This is a genomic window from Mycobacterium sp. URHD0025 (assembly GCF_000426065.1).
GTDB lineage: Bacteria > Actinomycetota > Actinomycetes > Mycobacteriales > Mycobacteriaceae > Mycobacterium.
In genome coordinates, this window is record NZ_KE384491.1 from 692,372 (window position 1) to 703,002 (window position 10,631).

Genomic DNA, 10,631 nt, shown 5'->3' on the forward strand with positions numbered 1-10,631 from the left:
CCGATCAGCCCAGCCGTCGGACCGGAACGTTCGCCCAGCCGCAGACATTCGACATCGCCACTCGACGCAGCCCGTCGCGATCCACCTCGTAGTCGGGGAGCACATCCAGCAATGCGTCGAGTGCGATGCGACTCTCCATCCGCGCCAGCGCCGCACCGAGGCAGCTGTGCACACCGTACCCGAATGCGAGGTTGAAGCCCATCTTGCGCTCGCGGTCGATGTCGAGCCGGTCCGGGTCCGGGAAAATGCGCTCGTCCCTGGTCGCGGCCGCGGTGAGCAGCAGCACCACACTGTCCCGCGGGATCGTGGTGCCGTGCAACGTCACATCGCGCGTCGCGGTGCGTACCTGGTACTGCGACGGAGCTTGATAGCGCAGCAGTTCTTCGATAGCTGCCGGTATCTTGCTGCGGTCCGCTCGCAGCGCCTGCCACTGTTCGGGAAAATCCGCGAAGGCCACGATGGCGTTGCCGACGAGCTTGGTGACGGTCTCGGCGCCGGCACCGCCGAGCAGTGTTGCGAATCCCGCGATATCGACGTCGGTCAGCTTCTCGACCACACCGTCACGTTCGATCTCGGTCTCGATGAGCCGGCTGATCATGTCGTCTCGCGGGTCCGCGCGGCGCTGTTGAATCAGCTTGTAGTAGTACACGCCGGTGTTCATGGAGGCTTCGAGCCCCTCTGGCGGAACGATGATTTCGCCCACCCGCCGCTCCAGCAACAGATCTAGCCACCGCCGGATCTGTTCGCGATCCTCCTTGGGTACCCCGAGCATGGTGGTGATCACCTCATTGGGGAACAACGCGGAGAAGTCGGCGACGACATCGAACGACCGCGGATCGACTGCATCGATGCGCTCGCAGATCTTCTCGTGCACCATGTCTTCCAACGAAGCGATCGCGCGCGGAGTGAACACGTTGCTGACCAGCTTGCGCATCTTCTGGTGTTCGGGTGGATCCATCGAGATGATCACTTTGGGCGGTGGGATCGCACCGTCGTGAGCCTTGACCGCGTCAAGCGTGGCGCCCTTGGCCGACGAGTAAGTCTCGTGATCCTTGGTCGCGGGGGCCACGTCCTCATATCTGCTCAGCGCCCAGAAGTCCCACTTCTCGTTGTAGTACACCGGCGCCTCGTCGCGCAGCCGCCGGAAGGTCTCGTACGCGCCGTTGAAGAATTCCGTGGAGAAGGGATCGAACTCCACATTCCCCTGGGCTGTGGTCGAGGTGCGTGGTGCATTCACAGGATGGCTCCGGATTCCTTGTACTTCTCGATCGTTTCCCACGCCAGGCCGGCGTCGAGTAGCACCTCTTCGGTGTGCTGGCCGTGCTCAGGCGCTCCTGGTGGCACCACCGCCTGTTCGTCGAACTGCACCGGGTTGGTCGGCAGCACGTAGGGCGCGCCGTTCATCGTCGCGGTCTGTGCCACATAGCCGTTCGCGGTCACAGCAGGATCCATGCACAACTCGCCCGGCGTCTGCACGATGCCCCACGCTCCGGACAGACCGGCCAGTGCCTCGCGCCATTCGGCAAGAGTCCGCTGCACAAAAGCCTCGTCGAGAAGCTGGATCAGCTGCACCCGATTCTCATAGCGCGACGCGGATTCGGCGAACCGCGGGTCGTCGATCAACTCCGGCAGCCCGACGGCGTGCATCGCCTCCGGGTAGAACTTGTCGAGTTGTAGCATCATCAGTTGCACATACCGGTCATCTTTGGTGCGGTACGTCCCGACCAGCGGATTGGGCGCATCGGCATGGCCGTAGTTCGGGATCGACGTGCCGCCGTGAATCTGGCTGACCGCCACATCCGGACTGAGATTCCATGCGGCCAAAGCCAACAGCGAAACATCGACCACCGAGCCTTCCCCCGTGGTCGCCTTCCGGTACAGCGCAGCGGCGATCCCGCCGGCAATCGTCATCCCGCCGAGCAGATCTCCGAAGGCAGGCCGGGAGCGCACCAGGTCGTCGCCCTCTTCCGTCAGCATGGTGGCGATCCCGCCACGAGCCCAATAGGACACCCCGTCATATCCCGGCTTGTCCGCATCCGGGCCCTTGGGACCGTGGCCGGAACCTCGCACGTACACGATCCCCGGGTTGGCAGATCGGATGTCATCTACGTCGATGCCGAGCTTCTTGCGCCGCTCGGGCAAGTAACTGGTCAGGAATACGTCGCAGGTCTTCGAGAGCTCACGCACGACCTCCTGCCCGCCGAAGGTGCTCAAGTCGACGCCGATCGACTTCTTGCCTCGGTTCGGGATCTCGATCATGTAGTTGACCGAACCTCCGCCCTCGTCGACGATGCCCATCGTGACAAGACCGCGCTGCGGATCACCGCCGTCACGCGGTTCTACCTTGATGACCTCGGCTCCCCACTCAGCCAGGACGGCACCGGCCGACGGCACGAACGTCCAGGCCGCGACCTCCAACACGCGTACCCCGTCAAGCACCTTGCGAGTGGAAATCGTGTCCTCCCATGATCGTGGTGTGGCAGCAGGCTGCGATAACGCTTGTTCTCAACAGTGAGAATGACACTTTCTAATCTGTTTGTAAACACACGTCGGCGTGCCGCCCAATGGAGCAGAGCGAATGCCAGATGCCAGCCTTCACAAAGCTTCAGCGTAGTGAATGTCAGACCGGTGGAGAATATTTATTCTCACATTCGGTATCGTCGATACTCATGCCGCTCCCACCGATCACCCCAACCGTCCCCGCGCTGGTGCGCTCCTCGGCTGCTCGTTTCGGGGACAGGCCGTTTCTGATCGCTGGGGACAGAGTCCTCACCTACCGAGAGCTCGATTTGCGGTCCGCGCGACTGGCCATGAACCTCGTTTCGATGGGCCTCGGCAAGGGAGACCACGTCGGCCTGCTCATGCCCAACAGCGTCGAATGGGCGATAAGCTGGTTCGCGGTGACACGGATCGGCGCAGTCGCCGTGCCACTGAACACTTTTCACAAAGCCGCCGAGCTCTCCTGGACAGCGCGCCACGCCGATCTGCGCGCCGTACTGGCATGGCCGAGATTTCGCAACCAGAACTTTGTCGAGCTCCTCGAGGACGCGCTGCCAGGGCTTGCCGACCAGCAGAAACCGGACCGAATCGCAGTCCGGGCCGCTCCCTACTTGCGCAGGGTCGCAGTATGGGGCGACGCCGACCGCCACTGGGCCACAACTCTATCCGACGAATCAGCATCGCACGGCTTCGACACCGACTTCCTGGTCGACATCGAAGCATGTGTCACACCGGCCGATGACGCGATGATCATTTACACCTCTGGGAGCACTGGGGACCCCAAGGCTCCGGTGCACACGCACGGGGTACTCATACGCCAGTCGTACAACCTGACGTTCACCTATGGAGTGACCGGTAACGAAGTGATGTTCAGCTCGATGCCGTTCTTCTGGGTGGGCGGGCTCATCACCGGATTACACGCGGTTGCCCACCACGGCGCCACCCTGGTCACCCAACCCGCATTCGACGCAAGCGAGGCACTCGAACTCATTGAACGTCACCGTGCCACCATCACTTTGGGCTGGCCACAGCAGGGCAAGACATTGGCCGAACACCCGGACTTCGGAAAGCGGGATCTGAGCTCGGTCCGGCGCACCAGCATGCCCGCGATGGTCGATCCAGAACGGCGACCTCAAGGACCCAGCGCACTCGGCATGACCGAGCTGTGCGGCAGCCACATCGGTGTCGACCCATACATTGCCCAACCGCCCGAGCGGGCTCAGACCGGTGGCTGGACAATGGAAGGCCTGGAGCACCTGATCGTCGATCCTGACACGAATACGCCACTGCCCGGCGGCTTCCGCGGCGAGATCTGGGTTCGTGGACGTTCGCTGATGCAGCGCCTCTACAAGCGCGAACGTGAGGATGTCTTCACCCCAGACGGTTACTACCGCACCGGAGACAGCGGAGTCCGATTCAATGACGGTTGGATCGCCTACACGGGACGCCTGGGCGATCTGATCAAGACCGGCGGCGGCACCAATGTCACACCGTCGGAGGTAGAACTGGCACTGTCTGGTTGCGACGGCGTCTTGGAGGCCTACGTCGTCGGCGCAGAGGATGGTGATCACGGAACGGTTGTCGCGGCGGCCGTGGTGCCCCACGGATCCGCGGTGCTGGACGCACAGGCGCTCCGCACTCAGCTCCGGGATCGGCTGTCCGCGTATAAGGTCCCGAAGTTCATTTGGGTCACCCACAAGGCGGCACTGCCGTTCACCGCGACCGGGAAAGTGAAGAAATCCGATCTCGCCCTGCAGTTGAAGGAGTTGCTGGCGCAGCGTTAGGCGGCGCCGGCCGGCGTCTGACCGTCAGTTGTCCTTGCGTGACTCATGGATACGGACCAGCTCCCGGAAGCCGAGGCTGGGATACAGCGGGACCGGCTGAATCCCCCACTCGTCCTGAGCCGTCTGCTGTCCCGCCGCCTCGGGCCGTCCTCCTAAGGGGGGACCGCTCATCGGGTAGGGTTGGCGACACTCCAAGGTGTCGTCTGAATACCGGACCTTCAACAGCTCACTACAGATCTCGGTGAGCGACAGCGTGGGCCACCCGTACCACAGAGCCAACGCAGGGACCGTGAGAGCCCCCTCAATCACCAGTCCGAAAAGACAGAAGAACAAGCCGCGTTTGAGCCACACGTGCATGCGCGCGAAGGCAGGCGGCGTGCCGAGCGGCGGCTCGCTGACTGAAGCGGAACTTTCTGACACGGCCCTGACTTTCAGTCGGCGAAGATCTCGCGATTGACGGTGTGCAGGTAGGGAATCGCGAGAAATGGCGTGATGTAGAAGATGTTGTAGAGCCACCATCCGATGACCGGGATGGCCGTGCCGGCATAGCGGACGTCCGCATACATGGTCATGTTCAGGATGTAGCCCAACCAGGCGATGACGCCGAACCAGCACGTGACGACCATCCACTGATGACCCCACCGCTTCATCCGGAGGAAGCCGATTGCGGCCGCGATACGCATCGGGAAGACCACCACGATGCACACGATGATCCAGGCCTTCTCCCCCGGAGCACCCGCCCCACCGATCCACAGCTCGTTGTAGTGCCAGAAGTAGCCGCCGTCCATGAGGTTGCCCCATGCGGTGAAGATCGTTCTGGTGATCAGGGCATGATTGGCGAAAACATCCAGGCCCCAACCGATACTGTTGATCGCGGCATCGAGGATGATCACGTACCCGATGAGGGTGACCATCAACGGCCGGACCGACAGTCCCGCCCTTTCCGCCCGCCGGAACAGCACCACGCCCCGGCAGAAGATCGGTAGACCGATCGGGCCGAGCACCAGTGTGCCCATCAAGACAGAGCCGACGATCAACCAACGGTCCGCCTGACGCTGGGCTTCGCGGCTCGCGTCGTCATGTTGTTCCAGCGTCTGCACGGACAACCTACCAATCCCCGACCACGAGCATGTGCAACTGGATGGCGAACATCGACAGCAATGCCGTATAGATGACGACTTGAAAGACGATGAGCGCGCGGCGGCGACGCCGGTCCTGTTCGTTCATCGGGATCAGAACGTCCCGATACTGGCAAGTAGCCAGTACCAGAAGGCGACGATACCGATCATCGCGCCCCACGCGAAGGCCAGCCGGACGAGCTCTTGCAACATCGGATCTCTTCCTTCGTGCTCCAGAGCAATCATTCTCATAGTAGAGAATTCCTATTCTCTCGAATGAATATCGTCGAATGCGTCCAAGATGTCAACGGCCGCGAGCGAGCGTGCTACTACCGTGCCCTTCGGGGCAGTCCCCTACTCAGCGGCGAGATCTGCGAGTAGCTCCGCCAATTCGACCGGTTGCGCGAAGAACGGCGAGTGCCCTCCGTCGAGCTCGATGAGTGTCGCGCCGATGCGGACCGCGTTACGCCGCGCCCAGGATGCTCCGACCGCTCGGTCGTCACGGAGCAAGATGTACGTGGACGGCGCGTCCGGCCATTCCGCGAGCGGACTTGGTTCCAAGAAGACCGTGAATGACTGGGAGCGCATCTGCGCGAAGGCGGACCGCGCGATGCCTTGCGGGCAGTCGTGATAGAAACCTGCGCGGACCGACTCCCAGGTCATGCCGAAGGGCCCCGAACCGCCGGCATCAGGTTCGGGAAAGATAACGGCATCGGGATTTTGCGCAATATGCTCTGCGAAAGTCACGCCGGGCACCGGCAGCAATCCACCGACGAAGATCATTCGGCGTATCGGCCGTAGCGCGGCGAGCACCGGCAACGCCAACCCCGATACCGAGTGGGCGACCACGACGACGTCGGCAACGCCGTCATCATCGGTGGTAGAACTGTCGATGGCCGCGGCTGCGACTCTGGCCCATTCCACCGCCCCGGCGGTGTCATCGTCCACTGGCAGATCAGGTGCCACCGACCGATGGCCGAGCCGATGCAATTCCTCGCGCACCAGATCCCAGCACGAGCCTCTGTGCATCCCACCGTGCAGCATAGCGAACATCAACTGCGCCACAGTCTCTCCATGGTGCACTCCTCGTCGGCCCTTGGGACACCAACCCGCCGGGGAACCTGTCTCAGACAACATTTTGAGAGCAGTAATTCTCATATGCGAGAATAGCGCGAAACCGTCTCGCGAGTAGTCGCAACTGGCGCCAGCACGGGCGGTCGGGGGCCGAGGTGCGCGAGCGGTCCCGGAGTGCGGGTAGGGCCGCCGCACCCTCCGGTCCATCATCGAATCGAAAGGCCGAAAACGACATGAGTGACCGACATTCCAACATCTCGGGTACCCGAATGCTGGTCGTAGGAGCATCATCGGGAATCGGACGCGCACTCGCCCGCGCCGCCCACGCCCGCGGTGCCACGCTCGCGTTGGCCGCCCGGCGCGTCGGCCTGGTCGACGAACTGGCCGTCGAACTGGGTGGAACCGCACATGAACTCGACGTATCGGACTCACGGGCGGTCGAACAGGTCGTCGACCGGGTGGCTGCCGAGTTCGGCCGCCTCGATGCGGTCATCTTCACCAGCGCAGTCGTGCCGTTCGCGTTGATCGAGGACACCGATGTCAACACCTGGCTGCATGCGTACGCGGTCAACGCCGTCGGTGCATCCCACTTGCTGCGTTCGGCACTCCCTTACCTCGCCGATGACGCCGTCACCCTCATCGCATCGAGCCACGACGTGGGGCGCCCGCGCGCAGGGGTGGCGGCCTACCATGCCAGTAAGGCGGCACTCGACGAGATCCTGCGTTCCTGGCGTGCCGAACATCCAGAGCTGCCGGTGATCCGGGTCAGCGTGGGGCCCACCGAGGGCACCGAGATACTGCGCGGTGCCGACCGAGATCTGCTGGCCGACCTCTACCGCGCTTGGGCGCAGGAAGGTCAGATACCCGCTCGAATGTCAGCCGTGGAGGACGTCGCAAACGCGATGTTGTCGCTCATCGCCGTCAGTCGTGCCAATCCTTCGGTGGTCAGCGAAATCGTCCACCTCGCACCGCGAGCGCTGAGAAGTCGATAGACCCGGGGGAAGTCATGGATCTGGGTTTCACGGGCGCAACTGCCGTCGTCACCGGAGGCAGCAAGGGCATGGGCCTGGCGATCGCCGAGTGCCTCGGCGCTGAGGGCGCCGCGGTGGCCATCATGGCCCGCGGCCGCGATGGTCTGGACATGGCCGCCGAACGCATCCGGGCCGCCGGCGCACCCGAGGTGCTACCGATCAGTGTCGACATGGCCGATCCCGCATCCATAGCGGCGGGCTATCGCTCCGTCGACGAAGCATGGGGAGCACTGAACGTACTGGTGCACACCGTCGGACCCGACGCGGGGGCGTTCGAAGATGTCGACGACGACGCCTGGCATGCGGCATTCGACCTGGGCACGATGTCGGCTGTCCGGTCGGTCCGCGCTGCGCTGCCCCTGCTGCGCGCCGCCCAGTGGGCACGCATCGTCACATTGTCGGCGCACTCGATTCAGCGGCAGAGCCCGCGGCTGGTCGCCTACACGGCAAGCAAGGCTGCGCTGTCGAGCTTCACCAAGAATCTTTCGAAAAGCCTGGGCGCCGAGGGGATCCTGGTCAACTGTGTCTGCCCCGGCACGATCGTCACCGCGAGCTTCACCGAGATCCTGCGCGACGTGCTGGCCGCCGAAGGTTTCAATTCCTCCGACCCTCATGACGTGATGCGCTGGGTCGAGCAGACCTATAGTCATCCGTGCGATGTGGGGCGCGCCGGCACGCCCGAGGAAATCGCCACGGCTACCGCATATCTCGCGTCCCGGCGCAACGGCTACGTGACCGGTGCCACCGTCAACGTCGATGGCGGTTCGGACTTCATCTGACGAGCCGTTCAGCCCTTCTTGGCCATTTGATCGGCAGCGGTGCCCGCCCATTGGGCGTTGTGGCATCCCATGGTCATCGCGCCGTTCCAGCCACCATCGGTCCACAACACCGTTCCACCGACATAGCTCAACCTCGGACTACCCAGGCACACCAGCGGCCAGGCCTGCTCCTCGGCCGTCGAGTAACGTCCGACAGGGCCGATCGCGTCGTCGACCGTCTCCTTGCCCATCAGGTCCTGGAATGCCGGCATCATCGCCGTGTCGGTTGGCCCGGGATTGATGCAATTGATGCGAATCCCCCTACGCCCCAACTCCGGATACCACCATCCGACCCACGCATCGATGATGTACTTGGAGTAGGCATAACCACTCCACGACCAATTCTTCTCATTTGCCTTCAGCCACTCGACGGCGGCATCGAATCCATCGGTCTCCAGAAGTGTGGTGATCACCTTGATGTGGTCCTGCCAACCGATCGCAGCCGAAGACGAGATGACGCTGATGGCCGACCCCGGGGTCATCTTGGGCACCAGTTGCTCGGCGAGGTGACGGGCGCCGACGAAGTTCACCAGGATGGTGTCCCACTCGCTGAACGGCGGACCCGGCAGGCCCGCGCAACTGAAAAGGCCGTCGACGGGTCCGTCGATGGCCGCCGCGATCTCCTCGATGTTGGACCGGTCCCGGAGATCGACCTGTAGGGCGCGGGCGACGGGCACGGTGGTCGGCTTGATATCGAGTGCTGTCACCGTCGCGCCGAGATCCACCAGGATCTGCGCCGTCGCCTCTCCCATGCCCGACGCGGCGCCCGTGACGACGACCGATTTTCCCTCGTACCCGAGTACATCCTGCATGACGACATCTCCTCTGTGAGACGTGATTCGATAATTAGGTTTCCGTATTTAGAGAACGTATGTTATCACCGCGATACGCTGGGTATTCACCAAGCCGGAGAAAGTCATCGAAGTCGGGAGCAGGTCCCGCTAGCGCAGTTGGTTATCAGCCCCTGGCAAGCGCGTAGACACTGTTCGCCATGTCCATGAGTTCCGGAGTGATCACGTTGCCTCCGTATTCTGACCAACACCAGCTTCGCGCGATGTCCTTCCCCGACGAAGTGCTCGTCAGTGGACCAAAGGTGTGTAGCGGACTACCACCGGCATCGAACGCCATCGTGTAGACATCGGACCCCATCGACGTATCGAGACCGATGAGCCTTCCGCCATCATTGAGAGTGGGCTTGGCTACGACGTCTTCGTGCGTCGTAGTGACACCGTGTTTGAGTTGATAGCCCGGCCCGAAGGACACTCCGCCGCGCCCCTGCCAGAAGCTGCCGCCGCCCAGCTCGCCGTCGGCGAACTCGTGCAACCACGACACCCACATCCCTTGCAGGTGCCGCACGATCGGCAGCTCGGTGTAGATCGATCCCAGCGGGCCGTAAGCGAAGTCTTGGTGCGCGTATCCCGACACCTCGACACCGTTGACCTTCCCGGTGGCGTACATCAGTTCGTGCCGGTAGTAGACGTCGGCATCGATCCCGTCCTGGGGTGGCACGTGAGTGAAGACGATGTCACTCACCGTCCGGCCGTGGAGCTCCCACCGGTTGCTTGCGTCGTACCAGTGAAACCCGTCGGCGTCACGCTCGATTCGACCGCTTGGATACGTCAGTTGCACACTGCGCCCATCGTCGAGCAACTGCATGGGCTCGAACCAGTCAAGTGTCGAGTACTCCGGGAACAGGTGCGTGGCATCGACGTCCATCCGCTTCTGCAGGGACCGGAATCCACAGACCGGCGACACCACGTGCGTCATCCCGGGCACGAAGTCGTCGCATCCGCGTACTCCCCAGTAGTCGTTGCCGTCCGAGTCACCGACGACCCCACCCAGCCAGATGCCGCACAATCCCTGCGCCGAATCGGGACGCCAATCACGCCGGTAGTGATCCAACGTCGGGGTCTGGCTGGTGACGTCGAAATCAACCTGCTCGTACATTAAATCTTTCTTTCTCGGGTTAATCGATGGACGGACGGGAGCCCACGCGTGAGGTCGACGTCAGGAGTCCCAGGTACTCGAGGTCGCACAGTACTTCTCGATGATCGAACGGTCGATGCCCGGGACCTGGCCATCGACACCGATTCCGGCCTCCGACACAGCGGTTCGGAACCGGTCGGTCGGCGCGAACGATCCCCGTACCCGGCGGTTGGGATGCCGGTAGCCGACGAGCAGGGGCAGCAGCGAGGCCTGCCGTTGTCTTTCAGGCAGGTGCCTCAAGGCGATGTCGAAGCGCTCCAACCACCGCGAGTAGTCATCGATACGCAGTAGCAGCGCCTCGAACCGCTCGGTGGACCAATC

At 63.0% G+C, this 10,631-nt stretch carries 11 protein-coding genes; 3 read left to right on the forward strand and 8 right to left on the reverse strand.

What is annotated here, in order from left to right; all coding sequences use genetic code 11:
* Nucleotides 1-4: 4 nt before the first annotated feature.
* A complete protein-coding gene (locus H977_RS0131720; protein ID WP_029111643.1) occupies nucleotides 5-1,237 on the reverse strand; it encodes a cytochrome P450 in 1,233 nt (410 codons plus the stop codon).
* Complete coding sequence (locus H977_RS0131725) at nucleotides 1,234-2,439, reverse strand: CaiB/BaiF CoA transferase family protein (protein ID WP_502691236.1); 1,206 nt, start codon at nucleotides 2,437-2,439, stop codon at nucleotides 1,234-1,236. The genes H977_RS0131720 and H977_RS0131725 overlap by 4 nt, the downstream gene beginning before the upstream one ends.
* A 230-nt stretch (nucleotides 2,440-2,669) precedes the next feature.
* Between H977_RS0131725 and H977_RS0131730 the strand changes: the two genes are divergently transcribed.
* Complete coding sequence (locus tag H977_RS0131730) at nucleotides 2,670-4,283, forward strand: class I adenylate-forming enzyme family protein (RefSeq protein WP_029111645.1); 1,614 nt, start codon at nucleotides 2,670-2,672, stop codon at nucleotides 4,281-4,283.
* 24 nt (nucleotides 4,284-4,307) lie between these two features.
* On the opposite strand, the gene H977_RS0131735 is transcribed toward H977_RS0131730, so the two are convergent.
* The 3 genes from H977_RS0131735 to H977_RS0131755 all read right to left on the reverse strand — a co-directional run bounded on the left by H977_RS0131735 (nucleotide 4,308) and on the right by H977_RS0131755 (nucleotide 6,454).
* The gene (locus H977_RS0131735; protein ID WP_196808368.1) at nucleotides 4,308-4,640 is read right to left on the reverse strand and encodes a hypothetical protein; all 333 of its coding nucleotides are present in this window, start codon (nucleotides 4,638-4,640) and stop codon (nucleotides 4,308-4,310) included.
* Nucleotides 4,641-4,714: 74 nt separating this feature from the next.
* The gene (locus H977_RS0131740) at nucleotides 4,715-5,383 is read right to left on the reverse strand and encodes a hypothetical protein (protein ID WP_502691237.1); all 669 of its coding nucleotides are present in this window, start codon (nucleotides 5,381-5,383) and stop codon (nucleotides 4,715-4,717) included.
* A gap of 372 nt (nucleotides 5,384-5,755) precedes the next feature.
* On the reverse strand, nucleotides 5,756-6,454 hold the full coding sequence (locus H977_RS0131755) for an alpha/beta fold hydrolase (protein WP_036478004.1): 699 nt from the start codon (nucleotides 6,452-6,454) through the stop codon (nucleotides 5,756-5,758).
* Between the two features lie 254 nt (nucleotides 6,455-6,708).
* Here H977_RS0131755 and H977_RS0131760 point away from each other — a divergent pair, with 254 nt between their 5' ends.
* Complete coding sequence (locus tag H977_RS0131760) at nucleotides 6,709-7,467, forward strand: SDR family oxidoreductase (RefSeq protein ID WP_029111650.1); 759 nt, start codon at nucleotides 6,709-6,711, stop codon at nucleotides 7,465-7,467.
* Between the two features lie 14 nt (nucleotides 7,468-7,481).
* Nucleotides 7,482-8,285, forward strand: coding sequence for an SDR family NAD(P)-dependent oxidoreductase (locus H977_RS0131765; protein ID WP_029111651.1), 804 nt, complete (start codon nucleotides 7,482-7,484; stop codon nucleotides 8,283-8,285).
* An 8-nt stretch (nucleotides 8,286-8,293) separates the two neighbouring features.
* On the opposite strand, the gene H977_RS0131770 is transcribed toward H977_RS0131765, so the two are convergent.
* The 3 genes from H977_RS0131770 to H977_RS0131780 form a co-directional block, all read right to left on the reverse strand.
* Complete coding sequence (locus H977_RS0131770) at nucleotides 8,294-9,136, reverse strand: SDR family oxidoreductase (protein WP_029111652.1); 843 nt, start codon at nucleotides 9,134-9,136, stop codon at nucleotides 8,294-8,296.
* Between the two features lie 145 nt (nucleotides 9,137-9,281).
* A complete protein-coding gene (locus H977_RS0131775; RefSeq protein ID WP_029111653.1) occupies nucleotides 9,282-10,271 on the reverse strand; it encodes a hypothetical protein in 990 nt (329 codons plus the stop codon).
* A 60-nt stretch (nucleotides 10,272-10,331) separates the two neighbouring features.
* The coding region (locus H977_RS0131780; protein ID WP_196808361.1) for a hypothetical protein at nucleotides 10,332-10,631 on the reverse strand (300 nt) is incomplete at its 5' end.

Excerpts from the sequence above, each read along its gene's own strand:
- H977_RS0131755 (WP_036478004.1), bottom strand. The coding sequence starts at position 6,454 with ATGTTCGCTATGCTGCACGGTGGGATGCACAGAGGCTCGTGCTGGGAT.
- H977_RS0131760 (WP_029111650.1), top strand. The coding sequence starts at position 6,709 with ATGAGTGACCGACATTCCAACATCTCGGGTACCCGAATGCTGGTCGTA.
- H977_RS0131730 (WP_029111645.1), top strand. The coding sequence starts at position 2,670 with ATGCCGCTCCCACCGATCACCCCAACCGTCCCCGCGCTGGTGCGCTCC.
- H977_RS0131735 (WP_196808368.1), bottom strand. The coding sequence starts at position 4,640 with ATGCACGTGTGGCTCAAACGCGGCTTGTTCTTCTGTCTTTTCGGACTG.
- H977_RS0131770 (WP_029111652.1), bottom strand. The coding sequence starts at position 9,136 with ATGCAGGATGTACTCGGGTACGAGGGAAAATCGGTCGTCGTCACGGGC.
- H977_RS0131775 (WP_029111653.1), bottom strand. The coding sequence starts at position 10,271 with ATGTACGAGCAGGTTGATTTCGACGTCACCAGCCAGACCCCGACGTTG.
- H977_RS0131765 (WP_029111651.1), top strand. The coding sequence starts at position 7,482 with ATGGATCTGGGTTTCACGGGCGCAACTGCCGTCGTCACCGGAGGCAGC.